Annotated in this window: 18 protein-coding genes, 1 tRNA gene and 1 pseudogene; 9 read left to right on the forward strand and 11 right to left on the reverse strand. The window is 66.6% G+C overall.

All coding sequences use genetic code 11. The features are described from left to right. Positions 1–77: 77 nt before the first annotated feature. A pseudogene (locus ACVWWN_RS18700) lies at positions 78–1,068 on the forward strand (IS481 family transposase). Positions 1,069–1,101: 33 nt separating this feature from the next. Beyond that, a complete protein-coding gene (locus ACVWWN_RS18705; protein WP_457145191.1) occupies positions 1,102–2,352 on the forward strand; it encodes a 4-hydroxybenzoate 3-monooxygenase in 1,251 nt (416 codons plus the stop codon). On the opposite strand, the gene ACVWWN_RS18710 is transcribed toward ACVWWN_RS18705, so the two are convergent. Together ACVWWN_RS18710 and ACVWWN_RS18715 are read right to left on the reverse strand one after the other, a co-directional pair. Further along, the gene (locus ACVWWN_RS18710; RefSeq protein ID WP_457149183.1) at positions 2,247–3,143 is read right to left on the reverse strand and encodes a diacylglycerol kinase; all 897 of its coding nucleotides are present in this window, start codon (positions 3,141–3,143) and stop codon (positions 2,247–2,249) included. The two genes, ACVWWN_RS18705 and ACVWWN_RS18710, sit on opposite strands and share 106 nt — an antisense overlap. A 20-nt stretch (positions 3,144–3,163) precedes the next feature. After that, complete coding sequence (locus ACVWWN_RS18715) at positions 3,164–4,744, reverse strand: FAD-binding oxidoreductase (RefSeq protein WP_457149184.1); 1,581 nt, start codon at positions 4,742–4,744, stop codon at positions 3,164–3,166. Between the two features lie 59 nt (positions 4,745–4,803). On the opposite strand from ACVWWN_RS18715, the gene ACVWWN_RS18720 reads away from it, so the two are divergent. Next, positions 4,804–5,385 (forward strand): TetR/AcrR family transcriptional regulator, encoded by a 582-nt coding sequence (locus ACVWWN_RS18720; protein WP_457145192.1) that lies wholly within the window; start codon positions 4,804–4,806, stop codon positions 5,383–5,385. Beyond that, positions 5,382–6,941, forward strand: a complete 1,560-nt coding sequence (locus tag ACVWWN_RS18725; protein ID WP_457145193.1) for a glycerol-3-phosphate dehydrogenase/oxidase — start codon at positions 5,382–5,384, stop codon at positions 6,939–6,941. The genes ACVWWN_RS18720 and ACVWWN_RS18725 overlap by 4 nt, the downstream gene beginning before the upstream one ends. Before the next feature lie 10 nt (positions 6,942–6,951). On the opposite strand, the gene ACVWWN_RS18730 is transcribed toward ACVWWN_RS18725, so the two are convergent. From ACVWWN_RS18730 to aceE, 7 genes are all read right to left on the reverse strand, one after another. Beyond that, positions 6,952–8,373 (reverse strand): acyl-CoA carboxylase subunit beta, encoded by a 1,422-nt coding sequence (locus ACVWWN_RS18730; protein WP_457145194.1) that lies wholly within the window; start codon positions 8,371–8,373, stop codon positions 6,952–6,954. Between the two features lie 62 nt (positions 8,374–8,435). Further along, the gene (gene kasB / locus ACVWWN_RS18735; protein WP_457145195.1) at positions 8,436–9,698 is read right to left on the reverse strand and encodes a 3-oxoacyl-ACP synthase KasB; all 1,263 of its coding nucleotides are present in this window, start codon (positions 9,696–9,698) and stop codon (positions 8,436–8,438) included. A 39-nt stretch (positions 9,699–9,737) separates the two neighbouring features. Next, positions 9,738–10,988: a 3-oxoacyl-ACP synthase KasA gene (gene kasA / locus ACVWWN_RS18740; protein WP_457145196.1), complete on the reverse strand. Its 1,251-nt coding sequence runs from the start codon at positions 10,986–10,988 to the stop codon at positions 9,738–9,740. Further along, a complete protein-coding gene (acpM, locus tag ACVWWN_RS18745) occupies positions 10,985–11,284 on the reverse strand; it encodes a meromycolate extension acyl carrier protein AcpM (RefSeq protein WP_457145197.1) in 300 nt (99 codons plus the stop codon). The genes kasA and acpM overlap by 4 nt, the downstream gene beginning before the upstream one ends. Before the next feature lie 73 nt (positions 11,285–11,357). After that, positions 11,358–12,266 carry an ACP S-malonyltransferase gene (locus tag ACVWWN_RS18750; RefSeq protein ID WP_457145198.1) on the reverse strand — a complete coding sequence of 303 codons (909 nt, stop codon included), beginning with the start codon at positions 12,264–12,266 and terminating at the stop codon, positions 11,358–11,360. A gap of 127 nt (positions 12,267–12,393) precedes the next feature. Next, positions 12,394–13,680 (reverse strand): PucR family transcriptional regulator, encoded by a 1,287-nt coding sequence (locus tag ACVWWN_RS18755; protein WP_457145199.1) that lies wholly within the window; start codon positions 13,678–13,680, stop codon positions 12,394–12,396. 52 nt (positions 13,681–13,732) lie between these two features. Next, on the reverse strand, positions 13,733–16,522 hold the full coding sequence (gene aceE / locus ACVWWN_RS18760; RefSeq protein WP_457145200.1) for a pyruvate dehydrogenase (acetyl-transferring), homodimeric type: 2,790 nt from the start codon (positions 16,520–16,522) through the stop codon (positions 13,733–13,735). Between the two features lie 146 nt (positions 16,523–16,668). On the opposite strand from aceE, the gene ACVWWN_RS18765 reads away from it, so the two are divergent. The 5 genes from ACVWWN_RS18765 to ACVWWN_RS18785 all read left to right on the forward strand — a co-directional run bounded on the left by ACVWWN_RS18765 (position 16,669) and on the right by ACVWWN_RS18785 (position 19,283). Continuing rightward, positions 16,669–17,247: a hypothetical protein gene (locus tag ACVWWN_RS18765; protein WP_457145201.1), complete on the forward strand. Its 579-nt coding sequence runs from the start codon at positions 16,669–16,671 to the stop codon at positions 17,245–17,247. Between the two features lie 104 nt (positions 17,248–17,351). Next, on the forward strand, positions 17,352–17,777 hold the full coding sequence (locus ACVWWN_RS18770) for a DUF3052 domain-containing protein (protein WP_457145202.1): 426 nt from the start codon (positions 17,352–17,354) through the stop codon (positions 17,775–17,777). 31 nt (positions 17,778–17,808) lie between these two features. Next, a complete protein-coding gene (locus ACVWWN_RS18775) occupies positions 17,809–18,273 on the forward strand; it encodes a peroxiredoxin (RefSeq protein WP_457145203.1) in 465 nt (154 codons plus the stop codon). Positions 18,274–18,317: 44 nt separating this feature from the next. Beyond that, positions 18,318–18,392: transfer RNA gene (locus tag ACVWWN_RS18780), tRNA-Val, on the forward strand. 762 nt (positions 18,393–19,154) lie between these two features. Continuing rightward, positions 19,155–19,283 carry a hypothetical protein gene (locus ACVWWN_RS18785; RefSeq protein WP_457145204.1) on the forward strand — a complete coding sequence of 43 codons (129 nt, stop codon included), beginning with the start codon at positions 19,155–19,157 and terminating at the stop codon, positions 19,281–19,283. A 356-nt stretch (positions 19,284–19,639) separates the two neighbouring features. On the opposite strand, the gene ACVWWN_RS18790 is transcribed toward ACVWWN_RS18785, so the two are convergent. Together ACVWWN_RS18790 and ACVWWN_RS18795 are read right to left on the reverse strand one after the other, a co-directional pair. Beyond that, a complete protein-coding gene (locus ACVWWN_RS18790) occupies positions 19,640–19,969 on the reverse strand; it encodes a DUF4352 domain-containing protein (RefSeq protein ID WP_457145205.1) in 330 nt (109 codons plus the stop codon). Continuing rightward, positions 19,966–20,340 carry a DUF2510 domain-containing protein gene (locus ACVWWN_RS18795; protein ID WP_457149185.1) on the reverse strand — a complete coding sequence of 125 codons (375 nt, stop codon included), beginning with the start codon at positions 20,338–20,340 and terminating at the stop codon, positions 19,966–19,968. Before ACVWWN_RS18795 ends, ACVWWN_RS18790 begins: the two co-directional genes overlap by 4 nt. Positions 20,341–20,576: the final 236 nt, after the last annotated feature.

Consider the following 20,576-nt stretch of genomic DNA (forward strand, 5'->3'; position numbering starts at 1 on the left):
GTGGCGGGGTGACAAGACGAAGACCTCCGAGTGAAGTGCGAGCTGCTTAGGAACGCACTCATTCACCGGAGGTCTTCGTGTCCCACCGTAATGCCCCATTGTCGGAAACTGGTCGGCTGCGTCTGGCTCGTTGTGTCGTGGAGGACGGCTGGCCGTTGCGCCGAGCTGCGGAACGGTTTCAGGTGTCCGCGACTACCGCGGCCCGCTGGGCGCGCCGCTACCGTGCCCAGGGCCGGGCCGGGATGGTTGATCGGTCATCGCGCCCACATCGCAGCCCCAACCAGACCCCGACACGCACCGAGCGACGAATCATCAAGGTGCGGGTTATCCGCCGGTGGGGACCTGCCCGCATCGGCTATCTGCTGGGACTGCATCCCTCGACGGTGCATCGGGTGCTGACCCGGTACCGGCTGGCCAAATTGCGTTGGCTGGACCGTCCGACCGGGCGGGTGATCCGACGCATGGAGGCCGCCCGCTGCGGGGACCTGGGTCCACGTCGATGTGAAGAAACTCGGCAAGATTCCCGCAGGCGGGGGCTGGCGGATGCTGGGCCGCGCCGCCGGTAAACGCAACGCCTGGGCCGATAGGAGCTCCGGTAAGCGCAGCCGTAACGGCGACTCACTGCGCGGCTACCACTACCTGCACACCGCCATCGACGCACACTCGCGGCTGGCCTACTCCGAACTGCTCGCAGATGAACGCAAAGAGACCGCCGCAGCATTCTGGCTGCGCGCGAACGCCTGGTTCACCGAGTGCGGCTTTACGGTCCGAACCATATTGACTGACAACGGATCCTGTTATCGTTCACATAAATTCCGCGACGCTTTGAGTGACATAAGGCACCGCCGTACCCGCCCCTATCGGCCGCAAACCAACGGCAAGGTCGAACGATTCCACCGGACCTTGGCCGACGAATGGGCCTACGCCCGGCTCTACCGCAGCGACGCCGACCGCTGCGACGAGTTCCCGCGATGGCTCCACACCTACAATCACCACCGCGGCCACACAGCACTCAAGGGTCAACCACCCGCCAGCCGCGTACCTAACCTCTCAGGTCAGTACAGCTAGCCGACGACGCGGGTATGACGTTCACTGGTTGTCATGCGAGTGCCCGCCGTCATCATCGGAGCCGGCCCGGCCGGCATGTTGCTGTCCCACCTGCTTGCGGCCGACGGAGTCGAATCGGTCATCATCGAAGCCCGCTCGGAAGCCTATGTGCTGGCGCGTATTCGTGCCGGAATTCTCGAGCAGTCCTCGGTGCAGCTGTTGCGTTCGGCCGGGCTGGGCCGCCGGCTGGAACACGAGGGAATGGAGCACCGCGGGATCTATCTGCAGACACCGGGTGAGCGTCACCATCTGGACTTCGTCGACCTGGTGGGCCGCAGCGTCTGGGTCTACGGGCAGACGGAGGTGCAGAAGGATCTGGTGGGCGCCCGTACCGCCGGCGGTCAACGAATCTTCTACGAAGCCGGCGACGTCGCCCTGCACGACGTCACCACCGAACGTCCGCATGTCACGTTTGCCGCCGCAGACGGCACACCGCAGCGGATCGACGCCGACGTGGTCGTCGGTTGTGACGGCTCGTTCGGGCCAAGCCGCTCCGCGATCCCCGACGGCTTCAAGCAGGTCTGGGAGTACACCTATCCGTATTCATGGCTCGGCGTGCTCGCCGATGTCGCACCCTCGACCGACGAGCTGATCTACGCCTGGCATCCCGACGGGTTCGCGCTGCACTCGATGCGGTCGCACGACGTCAGCCGGTTTTATCTGCAGGTGCCCGACGACACGGACGTCAATGACTGGTCGCACGGGCAGATCTGGGATGCGCTGGCGCGCCGGCTCGGCGAGGGCATCGACGACTGGTCACTACAGACCGGCCCGATCACCGAGTGCAGTGTGCTGCCGATGCGCAGCTATGTGCAGAGCCCGATGCGCTACGGCCGGCTGTTCCTCGCCGGCGACGCCGCCCATATCGTGCCGCCAACCGGCGCCAAGGGACTCAACCTCGCCATCGCCGACGTCGCCCTCCTGGCCCCCGCGTTGACCGCGCTGTTGAAGCACCACAGCGGACCGGCCGACGCGTACTCCGACGCCGCCCTGCATCGGGTCTGGCGCTGTACGCACTTCTCCTGGTGGATGACCCGGATGCTGCATCAGAGCGGCGACCCGTTCGATGCGCAGCTGCAGCTGTCGCAGCTGAGGTGGGTGTTCAGCAGCGACGCCGCAGCCACGGGGTTGGCCGAGAACTACGCGGGCTTGCCCCTCCAGGGGCCGGATCGCACGATCTTCAGCGCGCCGGGGACGGCCGACACCTCGACGGGCAAGGGGCAGACGTACTCGCCGTCGGCGTAGGCATTGATGCCGGGGGAGTCCACCGTGATCGTGCGGGCGCGCTCGGTGCGCACCTCGTCGAGATCCACGTGAGTGCCCCTGAACACGGTGGGGAACAACCGGATCAGCCGGGTGCGCGACGCCGACTGCACCATGGTGACATCGAGCAGGCCGTCGGTCGGGTCCGCGTCGGGGCAGATCAGCATGCCGCCGCCGTAGCTTCGGGTGTTGCCGAACGCGGCCAGCGTCAGGTCAGTCTCCAACGGGCGCCCGTCGAATGACAGCCGGAACGGGAGTAACCGAAGCTTGGAGAGCTCGGAAACCATCGCGACGTTGTAACGCATCCGGCCGTGCGGCCACCGCATGCGGTTGGTCCGGTCGGTCACCAGCGAGTCGAAGCCCGCGGCCATGACGGTGCCGAACCACTTGTCGGTGCCGTCGGCGGCCTTGATGCGGCCCAAATCAACCGTGTCGACGACTCCGTCGACGACGACGTCGGCGGCGGCCTCGGGATCGGATGTGGGAACCCGGAATTCCCGGGCGTGGTCATTGCCGGTGCCCGCCGGGATGATGCCCAGCGGGATGTCGGTCTGGGCGAGTACTTGCAGCGCAAGCGAGATGATGCCGTCACCGCCGACGACCACCAGCGCGTCCATACCGCGCTCCAGTGCGCCCTCGACGAGGCGTCGCGCATGCACGGCGTCCGTGCCTGCGATCGCGACGACGTCAACGCCGCGCTTGTGGAACTGCGCAACTGCACGTTCGGCTGCGTGGGGCGCGCTGCCATGCCCCGACGCGGGGTTGGTCAGCATGGTGACGCGACCGCTGATCGTCACGGAATCAGCTTGCCCGGGTTCATGATTCCAATCGGATCCAGCGTCGCCTTGACCGCCCTCAGCACTGCGACGCCGAGATCGCCGACCTCGTGGCGCATCCACGGCCGGTGATCGGCGCCGACGGCGTGGTGATGGGTGATGGTCGCGCCGGTGCGCACCATCGCATCGGAAGCGGCGCTCTTTGCCTTGCGCCACTGCTCGATTGGATTGCCTCGTTGCCCGGCGACGACGGTGAAGTACAGCGAGGCGCCGGTCGGATACACATGCGAAATGTGGCACAGCACCAGCGCCGGCGTTCCCGACTCGGCGAGTGAATTCGTGAGTGCCTCGGTCACGGCGGCCTTGACCGCGGGCAGATTGGACCAGTTGGTCGCGGTCTCCAGCGTTTCGCACAGCGCGCCCGCCGAGAGCAGCGAATCGCGCAGATACGGCGCGCCGAAGCGCCCGTGTTCCCAGGCGTGCGCCGGTGCGTCACCCAGCGATGCGCCGCCGCAGGCGGCAAGCACCGACCGCGTCTCGGCATGTCGGCTCTCGACGTGCGCCTCGGTCCCCTCGAACACCGTGATCGCCAGGCAGCCCCCGGTGATCTGCTGTTCGCCGATGCTGTCGGTGGTGGCGAGATTGACGCCGGTCTCTGCCTCGTCGGACAGCCGGATCACCGTCGGGCCGGTGGCGCTCTGGGCGACCGCGCGCAGCGCATCGGCGCCGGCGGCGAAGTCGGGGAACGACCACGCCTCGTACCGCGTCGCCGCCGGCACGGGGTGCACGCGGACCCGGACCCGGGTGATGATCCCGAACACGCCCTCCGAACCGATCAGCAGTTGCCGGAGATCGGGCCCGGCCGCGGATTCGGGCGCCCGACCGAGATCGAGCACGCCCGCCGGGGTGACCGCGCGCAGGCCCCTGACCATGTCGTTGAAGCGGCCGTAACCTGCGGAGTCCTGGCCGGACGACCGCGTCGCGGCGAACCCGCCGATGGTCGCGAAACAGAAGCTCTGCGGGAAGTGACCGAGGGAGTAGCCGCGGTCGCCCAGCAGGCGCTCGGCCTCCGGCCCCGTGAGTCCGGCGCCAAGTTCCGCCTCGCCGGACACCTCGTCGAGCGCGTGCAGTTGATCCAGCCGGCGCAGGTCGAGGGATATCACCGCCTTGAAGTCGCCGCGGATCGGATCAAGACCACCGACGACGCTCGTGCCGCCACCGAACGGGACCACCGCGATGCTGTGGTCCGCGCAGTACCGGAGAAGCTCGGCCACCTGCTCGTCATCGCCGGGGAACAGCACCGCGTCGGGTGCATCCTGGACCCCGGAATCCTTGCGGCGCAACAGGTCCAGAGTGGACTTGCCCCCGGCGCGGAGCAGTCGGCCGCGATCGGCCACGCTGCAGAACTCTGCACCGACGATTCCGGCCAGTCCTGAGCGGTCGGCCGCCGAGAGCGCGGATGGCCGCAACCGCACCTCGTCCTGCTGGAGTTCGGCCGCCGCCGGACCGTCGACCCCGAGCGCCTGCTTCAGCAGCGCGCGGATCCCGTCGGAGAGTGGCTTCACCTCCGCCGGATCACCCCACGCGTTCCACTTCATCGGAGGCAGGAATGCGGTCTGTTGGTCATCCGTACGCGTCATGCATTACAGTCTTACATATGCTGTCAATCAGTAACGACACGTCGCCGACGATCGGCGACCGGATCCTCGATGCTGCCGCACACTGCGTCGTGGCCTACGGGGTGGACCGAGTCACTCTCGCCGAAATCGCCCGCCGCGCCAGGGTCAGCAGACCCACGGTGTACCGACGCTGGCCCGACACCAGGTCGGTGCTGGCCGCACTGCTGACCGCGCGGATCACCGGCGCACTCGACAAGGCGCCGAATCGGGGTGTCGGCCGCGAGGCTCTGGTCAGCCGCATCGTCGCCGTGGCCGAACACCTGCGGCATGACGAGGTCGTGATGTCGGTGCTGCGCAACGCGCCCGACCTGGCCATGGTCTACATCGCCGAACGGCTGGGCACCAGTCAGCAGATCCTCATCGACGCGGTGGCGTCGGATGTGAAGCTGGCCCAGGATGAGGGCAGCGTACGGCCCGGCGATCCGCGCCAACTCGCGGCGATGTGTCTGCTGATCAGCCAGTCGGTGATCCAGTCCGGCCAGATCGTCGCGCCGATCCTCGACGCCGATGCCCTCGCCGTTGAACTGGCGCACTCGCTGAACGGATACCTCAAACCATGACCGGCTCCACCGCCCTCAATGCCGCACGCCGCGCCGCCGACCTCGCGGCCCTGGCCGACGGCGAGCCACTCGACGTGATCGTGATCGGCGGCGGCATCACCGGCGCCGGCATCGCCCTGGATGCCGCGACCCGTGGGCTGGCGGTCGTCCTGGTCGAGAAACACGACCTGGCGTTCGGCACCAGCCGGTGGAGTTCCAAGCTCGTCCACGGCGGTCTGCGCTACCTGGCCACCGGCAACATCGGCATCGCCCGGCGCAGCGCCGTCGAGCGCGGAATCCTGATGACCCGCAACGCCCCCCACCTCGTCAAGGCGATGCCCCAGCTGGTTCCGCTGCTGCCCGAAATGACCGTGGCGTCACGGGCATTGGTCCGCTTCGGCTTCGCCGCCGGTGACGGGCTGCGCAAGCTGGCGGGCACGCCGGCCTCGATCTTGCCGCGGTCCCGGCGGGTCGCCGCCCCACGCGCGATCGAGATGGCGCCCACCGTCCGCCGGGACGGCCTCGCCGGCGCCCTGCTCGCCTACGACGGCCAGTTGATCGACGATGCCCGGCTTGTCGCCGCCGTCGCCCGCACCGCGGCGCAGCACGGCGCCCGCATCCTCACCCAGGTCGCGGCGTCCAACGCGACGGGCACCACGGTCACGCTGACCGATCGGCGTTCCGGCGAGTCGTTCGAGGTCACCGCCCGGGCGGTCGTCAACGCCAGCGGCGTGTGGGCGGCAGAGGTCGACACGTCGATCCGGTTGCGGCCCAGCCGCGGCACACACCTGGTGTTCGACTCCAAGGCGTTCGGTAATCCCACTGCCGCACTTACCATTCCGATTCCCGGCGAGATCAATCGATTCGTGTTCGCCATGCCCGAACAGCTCGGCCGGGTCTACCTCGGGCTGACCGACGAGGATGCCCCGGGACCGATTCCCGACGTGCCGGAACCCACCCCACAGGAGGTCTCGTTCCTGCTCGACACGGTGAACACCGCACTGGACGTCGGGCTGGGCACCGCCGATGTGATCGGCGCGTACGCGGGGCTTCGGCCGCTGATCGACGCGGGAGCCGCGGACGCCGGAAGAGGCCGGACGGCTGACGTGTCCCGGGATCACGCGGTGGTCGAGTCACCGTCGGGTGTCGTCAGCGTGATCGGCGGGAAGCTCACCGAGTACCGCTATATGGCCGAGGACGTGCTCGACCACACGATTGCGCTGCGCGGACTGACCGCGACCGCGTGCCGCACCCGCAATCTGCCGTTGGTCGGCGCGCCTTCGAATCCCGTTGCCACGCTTCGGTCACCGGTCGAACTGCCCGGCTCGTTGGTCGCCCGCTACGGCGCGGAGGCGCCCAATGTGATCGCGGCCGCGAGTTGTGACCGGCCAACGGAAGCCGTCGCCGACGGCATCGACGTGACCCGGGCCGAATTCGAGTTCGCCGTCACCCACGAGGGCGCGCTCACCGTCGACGACATCGTGGACCGCCGCACCCGCATCGGGCTGGTCGAGGCCGACCGCAATCGGGTGGTCGCGGTGGCCGAGGAACTGCTCGCCACCGCGAAGCACCAATGACGCGGAAAACCTACAGCGGAATGTTCTTGTGACGACCGCGGCGGGCCGGCGCCTCGGCCAGGGCCTGCGTCAGCTTGCTGCGGGTGTGCGCCGGATCGATCTTCTCGTCGACCACGCCGATCTCGATCGCGGAATCCACCCCGCCGGCGATCCGCTCGTGCTCGTCGGCGAGCTGGTTGTGCAGCGCCTCGCGCTCGTCCGCTGGCGCAGCGGCCAGCTTCTTCTTGTGCAGGATGCCGACGGCCGCCTTGGCGCCCATCACCGCCACCTCGGCGTCCGGCCACGCGAACACCTTCGTCGCATTCAGTGACCGGGAGTTCATCGCGATGTACGCGCCGCCGTAGATCTTCCGGGTGACCAGTGTGACCCGCGGAACCGTCGCCTCACCGAACGCGTGCAGCAGCTTCGCGCCGCGGCGCACCACGCCGCCCCACTCCTGGTCGACACCCGGCAGGTACCCCGGCACGTCGACCACGACGATCAACGGTATGCCGAACGCGTCGCAGAGTCGCACGAAACGTGCGGCCTTCTCGGCGCTCTCGGAGTTCAGGCACCCGCCCAGCCGAAGCGGATTGTTGGCCAGCACGCCGACGGTGCGTCCGGACAGTCGGCCGAGGCCCACCACCATCGACGGTGCCCACTTGGCCTGGAATTCCTCGAACTCCACCCCCTCGTCGAGCAGAGCGCTGATCAGCGGGTGCACGTCGTAGGCGCGACGGGAGGAGTCCGGCAGCAGGGCGTGCAGGTCGGAGTCCCCGGCCTCGGCCTTGCTGCGGTCGAAGTGTCCCTGCTGGCAGAACAGACCGACCAGCCGGCGGCCACGCTCATAGGCGTCGAGCTCGTCGTCGGCGACGATGTGGCACACACCGGACTTCTTGTGGTGGGTGTCGGGGCCGCCGAGCGACGCCATGTCGACGTCCTCACCGGTGACACTGCGCACGATGTCGGGCCCGGTGACGAAGACCCGGCCCTCCGGCGCCATCACGACGACGTCGGTCAGCGCCGGGCCGTAGGCGGCACCGCCCGCGGCGAAGCCGACGACCACCGAGATCTGCGGGACGTAGCCGGACGCCCGGATCATCGCCTCGAACATCAAACCGACCGCGTGCAGCGCCTTGACGCCCTCGGCCAGCCGGGCACCACCCGAGTGCCAGATGCCCACGATGGGGCTCTGCTCCTCGATCGCGGTGTCGTAGGCGTTGACGATATGGGCACACCCCTCGACACCCATGGCGCCACCCATCACGGTGCCGTCGGTGCAGAACGCCACCGTGCGCACGCCGTTGACGGTGCCGGCCGCGGCCAGCACGCCCGAGCGGTCACGCTCGTGCAGCAACTCCACGCTGCCGTCGTCGAAGAATGTGCTCAGGCGCAGTAGCGGATCGCGGGGGTCGAGCGATTCGCCGACGGCCTCGGGAGCCATGATGGTCATCTAAACCTCCTGTTGCCGGTCGGATGTCGGCTTGCGCCACCGGAATACCTGGAACACGCTTCCTAGTACTTTCCGAAGGCGAGCGCGACATTGTGCCCACCGAATCCGAACGAGTTGTTGATCGCGTACTGGTAATTTCCGGGCCGAGCACCACCTGCGACGACGTCGAGGTCGATCTCGGGATCGAGATTCTTCAGGTTGAGTGTCGGCGGGATGATTCCATCGCGCAGTGCCATCACGGTGAGGATCGACTCCACTGCGCCAACCGCACCGACCGAGTGGCCGAGCGCCGACTTTGGCGCGTACACCGCGGGCCGATGCGAACCGAGCGCGTTGTTGATCGCGACCCCCTCCGCGACATCGCCGACCGAGGTGCCGGTGGCGTGGGCGTTGACGTGATCGATGTCGGCCGGCTGCAGACCCGCGAGCTGGATGGCCCGCATCATCGCATGGCCCGCCTGTTCACCGTTGGGGTCCGGTGCCACCATATGGTAGCCGTCCGAGGTGATGCTCGCTCCCATCAGCCGCGCGTGAATGGTGGCGCCTCGTGCCTTCGCATGCTCCTCGGTCTCGATCACCATGAGCGCACCGGCCTCACCGAACACGAAGCCGTTGCGGTCTTTGTCGAACGGACGGCACGCGCCGGGCGGGTCATCGTTGCTGTTGGACAACACGATTCGCATCTGTGCGAAGCCGGCGATCGGCACCGCCTCGATCCTGGACTCCACACCGCCGCAGATCGCCATGTCGGCCTCACCGAGGACGATGTTGCGCCACGCATGAGCGATGCCTTCCGAACCCGACGCGCAGGCCGAAACCGGGGTGATGACACCGGCTTTCGCTTCCCGCTCGAGGGCGACCGCGGCGGCAGGCGAGTTCGGCATGTACTTCTGCACGGCCAGCGGTGAAACCGCCTTCATGCCTTTGACCCGCATGTCGTCGTAGGCGAACACGAGCTCCTCGCTCGAGCCCAGCCCGGTACCGATGGAGACCATGAGCCGACGCGTGTCGACGTCAGGTGTGCCGGCGTCTTTCCACACCCGCCGGCTCAACACCGTCGACATCTTCTGGAGGTACGACAGCCGGCGCAGCTCCACCCGTGACAGCTGGTCGTCGAAGTCCTCGAGCAGATGGCCACCGATGCGAACCGGTAGGTCGTACTGCTCGACGAAGGGATCCTGGAGTTTGCGGATCCCGCTGCGCCCGTCCAGCAATGCCTTCCAGGTACCTTCCGCGTCGGTCGCCACAGACGTCGTCATCGCGATACCGGTGACGACTACGTTGGGGAAACCGTCTCCCGTCGATAACTGCTTCAGGCCTGCCATTACTGCTCCGATGGTTCCTCTAGTGCCTCAGTTGACGTTTCAGTAGCGCCCGAAAGCCAGGGCGACATTGTGTCCACCGAATCCGAACGAGTTGTTGATGGCGTACTGATATTCGCCATATCGAGGCTCGCCCGCAACGACATCGAGATCGATCTCGGGATCGGGGGTCTCATAATTCAGCGTCGGTGGGATCACGCCGTCCCGCAGCGTCAACACCGTCAGGATGGATTCGAGCGCACCGACCGCACCGATGGAGTGGCCGAGTGCCGACTTGGGTGCGTACACCGCGGCGTGCCCGACACCCGCGACCCGCAAGGCGTTGGCCTCTGCGGTGTCGCCGATCGGTGTTGCCGTGGCGTGCGCGTTGACATGCTGGATGTCCGAGGGGGACAGTCCCGCCGTCTCCATGGCCCGCTTCATCGCGTGTCCGGCCCGCAGTCCGTCCGGCGCAGGCGCCACCATGTGGAACGCGTCGGAGGAGATACCCGCACCCAACAAGCGGGCCAGCGGCTTGGCGCCCCGGGCCTTGGCGTGTTCCTCGGTCTCGATGATCATGAGCGCGCCGGCCTCGCCGAACACGAATCCGTCGCGGTTCTTGTCGAACGGCCGCGACGCCCCTTCCGGGTTGTCGTTGTTGGTCGACATCGCCCGCATCATCGAGAACGCCGCGATCGGCAGCGCCTCGATGCCGCCCTCGACGCCGCCGCAGACGGCGATGTCGGCATCGCCCATGACGAGTTGACGCCACGCGTGGGCGATGGCCTCCGAACCCGAGGAACAGGCCGAAACCGGCGTGATGACCCCGGCCCGGGCTCCGAGTTCCAGCCCGACGACAGCCGCGGCACCGTTCGGCATGATCATCTGAACGGCCAGCGGGGACACCTTGCGGGGTCCGCCCTCGTTCATCGCGTCATAGGTCTCGACGATCTTCTCGCCACCGCCGAGTCCGGTGCCGATGACGACGGAGAACCGGTCGGGATCGACCTCGGGTGTGCCCGCGGTCTCCCACAACTGATTGCCGAGCAGCTTCGACATCCGCTGCACATAGGACATGCGGCGCATGTCGAGGCGAGTCATCTGAGGGTCGATCGGCTCCTTGAGGTGCCCACCGATCTTCACCTGGAGGTCCCATTTGGTGACGAACTCGTCCTCGAGGACGTGGATGCCGCTTTCGCCGGCCAACAAACCCTTCCACGTGCTCTCGATGTCCGCCGCGATCGACGTCGTCGCCGTGACGGCGGTCACCACAACATTGGGGAAACCGCCGTTAGCAGTGGAAGGCTTGGTCACTTGGGCTCCGTGATCTGCGCCCGGATGGCCGCGGCGGCCTCGGGATTCTCTTCCTCGAGCTTCTGGATGTAGGCGACCACGTCACCGACGGTGCGCAGGCCGGCGAGGTCCTCGTCGGGGATCTTCACGCCGTACTTGTCCTCTGTCTGCACGGCGATCTCGACCATCGACAGCGAGTCGATGTCCAGGTCGTCGACGAAGGACTTCTCCGGGGTGACCTCGGAGGGCTCGATACCGGTGACCTCTTCGATGATCTCGGCGATACCAGCGATGATTTCTTCCTGAGTGGTGGCCACAGTGGCTCCTTCTTATTCGTGTTGATATTGCGAAATTGACGTTGGTTATGCGGTTGTCTGGTCGGCCGGTGGGTTACAAACCCGCCAGCCCGTCCAGGTCAGCGGGGGACTTGACGGCGTGCGTCGGCACCCCCCGAAGTTCACGTTTGGCGATTCCTGCCAGCGTTCCGGCCGGCGGGAACTCGACGATCGCCGTCACATTGTTTGTACGCATTGTTTCGGTGCATAAATCCCAGCGCACGGGCCGGGTCAGCTGTGAAATCAGCTTGGTCATCGCGTCGGCAGCCGAGGCCACGGGCTTGCCGTCGGCATTCGACAGCAGCGTCGCCGTTGGCTCGCCCGTCGCCACACCGTCGGCCGCGGCCGAATAGCCGTCCATGGCAGAGGCCATGAACTTTGTGTGGAACGCGCCTGCGGTAGCCAATTTGCGAACACGGGCCTTCTCCGGCGGATCCTCGGTCAGCTTCTCGAGTGCGGCCAGCGCGCCCGCGGCGACGATCTGACCCGCCGCGTTGCGGTTTGCGGGCACCAGATCGAGCGCCTCGAGCCGGCCCAGCACCTCGGTCTTCTCGCCGCCGAGCACCGCGGCCATGCCGGTGGGCTCCAGCGCGCATGCCTTGGCCATCTCGGCGCCGCGGGTGGCGGCCAGCTTGACCGCATCGTCGGCGGAAATGACCCCGGCGATCGCGTATGCGGCGATCTCGCCCACCGAATGGCCGGCCACGGTGATGTCCTTACCGGCGAGCAGCCCGCGCCGGGTCAGCTCCTCGTAGGCCAGCAGCGTCGCGGCCACCACCAGCGGCTGGGTCACCGCGGTGTCGGTGATGTCGTCGGCGGTCGCGGTGGTGCCCAGGGTGGTCAGGTCGAGGCCGCTGATCTCCGACCAGGTTGCGAGACGGTCAGCCGCACCCGGCAGCTCGAGCCAAGCGGCGAGCATGCCGGGTGTCTGGGAGCCCTGTCCGGGCGCAAGCAGTGCGAGCACTGTTTAAGAGAACACTGTGAAGACGGTTTTGCGCGGTGTAAGAGATTATGAACCTTGTCTTATGTTTTTGTGGACTCTCCACAAAACAGCATGTGATGCGACTCCATCGATACCTTGCTGCAATCTGTCAGCCCGCCCGATTTCCCTTTGCGGGTGTGCGACGGGTCACAGGCAGGAGCTGCATCGCGGTGTTTGTCGTGCTGGCATGGTTCGTTTGACGGCTAAGACGGCCCATGGTCGACGCGACGCGCAGGACATAGGCGTCGCGGGGAAGCATGGGATCGCGGCCCGTGAAATCGGCGATCCGTTTGAGCCGGTAGCGGACGGTGTTTGGATGAACGAACAATTTGCGAGCGCACGCCTCGATGGCGCCTCCGGAGTCCAGATAGGCGTCCAGCGTCTCGGTCAGCGCCGGGCCGGCGTCGGCCAGTGGACGCATCACCTCGGTCTCCAGCGTGGCCACCGCCGTGCCGTCACCCAGCAGGGCCCGTTCGGGCAGCAGCTCACGGGCGGATACCGGCCTGGGCGCGCCGGTCCAGCCGGCGACCGCGTTCATGCCGGCGATTGCCTCGGCCGCGCTGAGATGGGCCGTGCTCAACGCGGTCGCCGTCGGTCCGATCACCACTGGGCCGTCGGCGAAGACGCCCATCATCTCGGTCAGGAAGCGGTCGGTCGGTGACAGGGCACCCGACACGATGGCCACCAGCCAGGTGCCGTGCACGTCGGACAGCGCCGCGCGGCCGTGGCGGGTCACCACGTCGTGGACGTCCTCGGTGGTGAGGTCAATCCGGTCGGGCCGCGGCAACCCGACGATCACCGTGGCCGCCGCCGTGGCGTCCCAGTTGAGCGCGGCGGCCTGGGACTGCAGTTCGGGTCCGGTGTCTCCGCGCACGACGGCGTCGACGACGTTGGCCTCCATCCGAGTGTCCCAGGCGCCACGTGCCTCGGCCTGGTCGGCGTAGGCAGTGGCCGCCGCGAACGCCAGGTCGCGGCTGTAGCGCAGGATTCCGGCGGTCAGCGCGGTCAGCTGCTCCTCGGTGCGGGCCAGCATGGGCACCACTTCTTCGAAGTACTCCATCGTGGTTCGCACCATCTCGACGGACTGCCGAAGCGCGATGCGCCGCCGGAGGTCCTGCGGGACCACCTCGAAGGCCTGGGCCGTATAACTCACGTCGCTCCGTGGGTCACGCATCCACTCGACGAAGTTGACGACCGCGGTCTGGACCACCAACTGAACGCTGGCCCGCTGCGACGCCTCGAGCTCGGCGAAGAACGGCAGCCGCTCCTCCATGGCATGCACCGCTTCGGTGGCCAGTCGCCCCGAGTACTGCTTCATCCGTCGCAGCACGGATTCCGGGACGGTCTCCAGCACCTCCACCGTGGACTTCGGCGGGATGAACCGATTGTCCGTCACGCCTAAAAGCTACGCGATTCTTCTGGTGGTTATCTCCAAACGCGGTGTCCGGTCAGGCGACGCCCGGGTCTGAGGTCTGTTCGGGTGCCGCCATCACGTCGTCGATTTCGTACCTGCGTGCGGCCTCGATCGCGGCCGATTGGTCGATGTTCCCGTCCCTGGCCAGGCCCTCGAGGACGGCAACGACGATCGATTCGGCGTCGGTGTTGTAGTACCGGCGTGCGGCGGGCCGGGTGTCAGAGAAGCCGAACCCGTCGGTGCCGAGCGTGATGTACGTGCCCGGCACCCACGGGCGGATCTGCTCGGGGACCCCACGCATCCAGTCGGACACCGCGATCACCGGCCCGGCCGCATCGGCCAGCGCCGTGGTGATGTACGGCGTGCCAGCAGGGCGCTCGGGATGGCGCAGTGCCTCCTTCTCGATCTGCACGCCGTCGCGGTTGAGCTCGCCCCAGCTGGTCACCGACCAGACGTCGGCGGCGACATCCCACTCGTCGGCGAGCAACTGCGCCGCCTTCAGCGCCGAGGGCATCGCCACGCCGGACACCAGGATCTGCGCGACGTTCGCCTTCTGCTCGGGTGCGCGACGGTAGCGGTAGATGCCGCGCAACAGTCCCTCGACGTCGATGCCGTCGGGCTCCGGGGGTTGCACGTAGGGCTCGTTGTAAATGGTGATGTAGAAGTAGACGTTCTCCGGGTTCTCCCCGAACATGCGGTGCAGGCCGCTCTCGACGATGTAGGCGATCTCGTAGGCGAACGCCGGGTCGTAGGCCACCACGGCCGGGTTGGTGGCGGCCAGCAGCAACGAATGCCCGTCGGCGTGCTGAAGCCCCTCACCGACCAGCGTGGTGCGGCCCGCCGTTGCCCCGAGGATGAAGCCGCGGGCCATCTGGTCGGCGGCCGCCCATAGCCCGTCGCCGGTGCGCTGGAACCCGAACATCGAATAGAAGATGTAGAGCGGGATCATCGGCTCGTTGTGCGTGGCGTATGACGTGCCGACGGCGGTGAACGACGCCGTCGAGCCGGCCTCGTTGATGCCCTCGTGCAGGATATGGCCGCTCTCGCTTTCCTTGTACGCCAACATGAGTTCGGCGTCCACGGCGGTGTAGAGCTGTCCGTTGCGGTTGTAGATCTTGAGGTTCGGGAACCACGAGTCCATGCCGAACGTACGTGCCTCGTCCGGGATGATGGGCACGATGCGCGGCCCGATCTCTTTGTCGCGCAACAGTTCCTTGAATGTGCGGACCGTCGCCATGGTGGTGGCGACCTCCTGATTGCCCGAGCCCTTCTTCAGCGCCTTGTAGGTGTCACGGCCCGGCAGGGTCAGCACCTTGGACTTGGTTCGCCGCTCTGGCAGGAACCCGCCGAGTGCGCGCCGCCGCTCCAGCAGATACCGAATCTCGGGGGCCTCGGGTCCGGGGTGGTAGTACGGCGGCAGGTAGGGGTTCTTGTCCAGCTCCTCGTCGCTGATCGGGATGCGCTGGCTGTCGCGGAAGTCCTTGAGGTCTTGCAACGCAAGCTTTTTCATCTGGTGCGTCGCATTGCGGCCCTCGAAGTGCTTGCCCAGCGTGTAGCCCTTGATGGTCTTGGCCAGGATCACCGTCGGCTGGCCCTTGTGCTCGGTGGCCGCGCGGTAGGCGGCATACACCTTGCGGTAGTCGTGGCCGCCGCGCTTGAGATTCCAGATCTCCTGGTCGGTCATCGGCTCGACGAGGGCCTTGGTCCGGGGGTCGCGGCCGAAGAAATGGTCACGCACGTAGCCGCCGTCGTTGGCCTTATAGGTCTGGTAGTCACCGTCGGGGGTGGTGTTCATCAGGTTGACCAGGGCGCCGTCGCGGTCGGCGTGCAGCAGGGCGTCCCATTCGCGTCCCCACACCACCTTGATCACGTTCCAGCCGGCGCCCCGGAAGAACGACTCCAGCTCCTGGATGATCTTGCCGTTGCCGCGCACCGGGCCGTCCAGGCGCTGCAGGTTGCAGTTGATCACGAAGGTGAGGTTGTCGAGGCCCTCCAGTGCTGCCACATGGGCCAGGCCGCGGCTCTCCGGTTCATCCGTCTCACCGTCGCCGAGGAACGCCCATACGTGCTGGTCGGAGGTGTCCTTTATGCCTCGGTCAAGCAGGTAGTGGTTGAACCGGGCCTGGTAGATCGCGTTCATCGGACCCAGACCCATCGACACCGTGGGGAACTCCCAGAAGTCCGGCATCAGACGCGGGTGCGGATAGGACGGCAATCCTCCGCCGGGATGGCTGTGCTCCTGCCGGAAGCCATCCATCTGCTCGGCGGTGAGCCTGCCCTCGAGGAACGCGCGCGCATAGATGCCCGGCGAGGCGTGTCCCTGAATGAAGATCTGATCGCCGCCGCCGGGGTGGGACTTGCCTCGGAAGAAGTGGTTGAAGCCCACCTCGTAGAGCGCCGCGGATGAGGCATATGTCGAAATATGCCCGCCGACACCAACTCCCGGGCGTTGTGCCCGGTGCACCATGATGGCGGCATTCCACCGGATCCATGCCCGGTAGCGCCGTTCGACATCCTCGTCGCCGGGGAACCACGGCTCCAGCTCGGTCGGGATGGTGTTCACGTAGTCGGTCGAGGTCAGCGCGGGAATGGCGACGCGCTGTTCGCCGGAGCGTTCCAGCAACCGCAACATCAGGTAGCGCGCACGTGCAGGCCCGGACCGTTCCAGCAACTCGTCGAAGGATTCCAGCCATTCGCCGGTCTCTTCTGGATCGATATCGGGCAAATACGATGCGACGCCCTCCCTGATGACCCGGACTCGATCGGGTTCGGGTGCGTGGGAGGAGTTTTGGGCCAGGTCGTGGCGCACGAACTCGGTGGTCAACTTCCGCTCCTTGTTAGGCGGTAAAGGGGTGTACGCGATCGGCGTAGCAGCACCATCGTCCCCCTATCGTGCCGCATATGCATCGCTGGGGTGGCGAGTGGAATGAACCGACGACCGGCGGATGGAACCGGTAACGTCTGCAGACCGTGCTGATCGGTTGGCGACGCGATAAGCGGACGCGCATCGCCGCCCGTGTGGTGGGCACACTGGCCGCACTGGCAATGATCGTCGTCGGCTGCACCAGCGTCACCGACGGCAGCGCGACGGTGGTCTCGGGAGAAGGCCAGGTCTACCGCGCCTCGGTGTCGGCGTCGGTCGAGGAGTCGGCCGCCAGCTCGAGTTCTCGGGAGTCGCAGCGCCAGGCCTCGCTCACCACGGAGGCCGTGCACACGTCGTGTGAGGCGCTGAGTTCCAGCAGCGTGGACGCGATCACGGCGGTCAACAACTATGTCGACGCCTTCAACCAGAACGCCGCCGGTGCCGCGGCCAGCGCCGGTCCCGCCGTCGACGCGCTCAACCACAGCGCCGACGTGGTGGCAGGCAGCCTGTCGGACGCATTACAGCCTGAATTGAGGGACGCGCTGAACAGCTGGGTCGACGCGGCGAGGGGTGTCGCCACCGCGATCGGGGGCAACTACGGGGCCGATCAATTCAACGATGCGATCACCAAACTGAACGATTCGAAGACCGACGCACTGAACAAGTGCGACGCCGCGTACCGGTAAACCTGCCGCCACGCACGTGCACGCGTGCCCGGCGTGCGACGATAGGGCTCACGACATCGTGGGGGGCGCATCGTGCGCCCGAGTTGGCTGAAGGAGGACCGACCGTGGTCGCGGCGGATGACGCCCCGAGCTACGCCCTCAGGCTGGGCATCGAAAAAGATCAGGTTGTGCAGGAGTTGGGGTGGGATGAGGACACCGACGACGACATCCGGTTCGACATCGAGGATGCGTGCGGAGGCGAACTGCTCGACGAAGACGCCGACGAGGTCGTCGATGTCGTAGTGCTGTGGTGGCGCGACGACGATGGCGACCTGGTCGACCGGCTGATGGACGCCATCACCCCGCTGGCCGACGACGGGGTGATCTGGGTCGTCACACCGAAGACCGGCAAACCAGGCCACGTCCAGCCCGCCGAGATCGCCGAGTCGGCGCCGACGGCTGGGCTGATGCAGACATCGTCGGCCAACCTCGGGGACTGGATCGCGAGCCGGCTGGTGCAGCCGAAATCAAAAGCCGCCGGTAGGCGATGAGCGCTGGCTCGAAGAGCGGGCGAAGCGGCTAGTGCTGGACGTCGGCCGGCCGGCTCCCGACTTCACGCTCAAGGACCAGAACCAGCAGCCCGTCACGCTGAGCGGTTTCCGCAATGCCAAGGACGTGCTGCTGGTGTTCTTTCCGCTCGCCTTCACCGGCATTTGCCAGGGCGAGCTCGACGAGATTCGCGACCGGCTGTCCGAATACCAGAACGACCGGACGCAGCCGCTCGCCATCTCCGTGGGTCCACCGCCTACCCACAAAGTCTGGGCGACGCAGAGCGGCTTCGCCTTTCCGGTGCTGTCCGACTTCTGGCCGCACGGTGCCGTCGCGCAGGCTTATGGCGTCTTCAACGACGACACCGGCTTCGCCAATCGCGGCACGTTCGTCGTGGACCGCGCGGGCATCATCCGGTTCGCCGAGATGAAGCAGCCGGGAGAGCAACGGGACCAGTCGATATGGGCCGAGGCGCTGGGGGCGCTGAAATCGGGCTGACGGATTTCCGGTCGCAGGTTGTTGCCGTGTAGTTTTTCCGGCACGGGCGCGTAGCTCAGTGGTAGAGCTCTGGTTTTACACACCAGCGGTCGGCGGTTCGATACCGTCCGCGCCCACCAAATGGTTCTGCAGGTCAGGACCACTTGATCCGGATTTGCGAAACCCCCGTTGTGCCAAGAATGTGCCAACGCAGTTTCAGCGTGCCAACTTGTTGGCGGATGCCGCGGCGATGATCCAGGTGTAGTGGCGGGCTGCTCGACGGCCTTCCGGTGGAGGCGCACCCCGGCGCCGAGTATTCGTATCTGCGGCAGACAACGCGCACGCACAAATGCTGCGGGCGACAGGAAACCCACGTCGGTGTACTCGTTGACCAGCGTTAAGCAGTCGGTCGCTGTAGGGGCCCATCTGTCTGCGGCGGTGCCGCGGTATTAATTCATCGACAACGATTCGCTGCAGGCGTTCATGACCAACGAGCTGGGCTACGCCCCCCAATATGGCAGTCGAGGCAAGAGTGTGACTGCCCGCCAGCAATCGTGCTGGACCCGTCGGACCGGGAGGGCGTCGAGCTGCCGCTGTCCACGACGAACGCGGTCGAGCACATGAGCCTGCCCTACGATGACCGCCACGGCGCCTGTTTGGTGTGCCGATTGTGACGACGGTGTCGCAGGCGGCTGGCGTCTCCCACACACCCGTGCCCAGGATGCAGTCGTCGTGGACACCGACAACCAGGGTGGGGTGTGCAGTGGTCGGAGACATAGAACGCTGACGACTGGTCCAAGAAATTGATCCGTGCTCACTGCTAGGCCGCTTCGGCACAAGCGTGTTCCGGCCCGCTCGGTGTTGTTGTCGGCGGCGATCTGACCGCGTAGTGAAGGTTCGAGGTGGCTGACGGACTGCACGTCTGTCACGACGGCAAGACGTGGCGCGACGGCCAGCTTGCCGACGTTCCCAGCGTGGTCGCCAAACAGTGGATCGCCTGGGTGGGCGTCAGAGCCGCAGAAGATGGGTAGACGCAAGACGTCTGAGCAGTTTCCTACGTGCGGGGGCGCCCTGACAGGCCCGCCCACCGGGCTCCGGTGGCCTTGACGACTCCGAGTCTTCTGGTTGCAAAGGTTGCGTGGACGATTTGCCAGAATCGCCGGCGCTGGCCACTGCGGCGATTAGCACGGGCTGCTATGCGGTGTTGGAGAGTTGAAACTAACGTCTGCCGCACGGACAGGGGAGATCTCAACAACTTGACCGTGTCCTGCGGAGCGCCAGCGCGCCGCCGAACTTAAGGTTGAGCGAGCGGCCATCGCGGCACGAGCCGCCTAGCAGCGTGCGTGGGCTCTTGCCGGTGACGTCCGCCGAACCTATGGCGAGTCGGTTATCCCCACCCGCCACCGCTAGGGTCGCTGAGGCTGATCTCAGCACCGCCCGAGAACATCGAGTCGTGGACCTCTAAGACGTCGGGGACAGTGCCTGGCGGGACATCGAACGACGCCACCGCATCGATGCTGTTGCCGGGGTTGATCTCTACGTTCGCCGAGCTGGTCCACACTGACACCATGTCATCGGCCTCGTACTGACGGCCGGCGGCGGTCAGTTTCTGGTTGGTCGCGAAGAACGTCTGTGAGCGATCGCCGATATTCTGAACCGTCATGTGCACGTTGATGAATTCGCCCTGAGCAGTCACCTGCATGAACTGGTTGCTCACGTCACACCAATTTTGGACCGGTCGACACTCGCGACAGTGAACGCAAGCTTGCGGTCTCGTACTTCCTGGCCCACTGTCGCCATCGGGGCTGGCGGCGTCGCGGGCTGTGTCGCGGTGTCAGCGACTAGCGGTGCAGGCGACGTCGTTGTCGTCGAAGCCGTCACGGTTTTCTTGTCGTCATCGCCGATGCTCCCCATGATGGCCAGCACCACAACGATTCCCACGATTGCCGCGGGCACCAGCCACTTCGGCCGCTTGTTCGGTGGTTGTGGCGGTTGATGTTGCGTCCACGCCCGCCCGTCCCAAAAGCGCAAGCCCCCTTGACCTGCTGGGTCGGGATACCAGCCTGGCGGCGCTGCCGGTGTTGCAATTTGCTCTCCCTCTACCGGAAGATCACATCAGACCACTCGAGGCAAACATGGAATAGAACCGCCAGACTTGGCGAAGCTGGTGATCCGCGCATGTCCGCAAACAATACGTCCGGGCTCCGTGAGTCGTTGCGGGCCACGCCAGATCGGCGCGCCACCCGAGGGCCGCGGCGCTCCATGCCGCGGCTCCCAGCTCAGGTGCTGGCGCCCGCTACCCGCCGGATTGTGGTCGAGGACTT

This window comes from Mycobacterium sp. URHB0021, assembly GCF_054057895.1.

Coding starts and splice junctions, on each gene's coding strand:
- ACVWWN_RS18705 (WP_457145191.1), top strand. CDS start 1,102: ATGCGAGTGCCCGCCGTCATCATCGGAGCCGGCCCGGCCGGCATGTTG.
- ACVWWN_RS18710 (WP_457149183.1), bottom strand. CDS start 3,143: ATGCTGACCAACCCCGCGTCGGGGCATGGCAGCGCGCCCCACGCAGCC.
- ACVWWN_RS18715 (WP_457149184.1), bottom strand. CDS start 4,744: ATGAAGTGGAACGCGTGGGGTGATCCGGCGGAGGTGAAGCCACTCTCC.
- ACVWWN_RS18720 (WP_457145192.1), top strand. CDS start 4,804: ATGCTGTCAATCAGTAACGACACGTCGCCGACGATCGGCGACCGGATC.
- ACVWWN_RS18725 (WP_457145193.1), top strand. CDS start 5,382: ATGACCGGCTCCACCGCCCTCAATGCCGCACGCCGCGCCGCCGACCTC.
- ACVWWN_RS18730 (WP_457145194.1), bottom strand. CDS start 8,373: ATGACCATCATGGCTCCCGAGGCCGTCGGCGAATCGCTCGACCCCCGC.
- kasB (WP_457145195.1), bottom strand. CDS start 9,698: ATGGCAGGCCTGAAGCAGTTATCGACGGGAGACGGTTTCCCCAACGTA.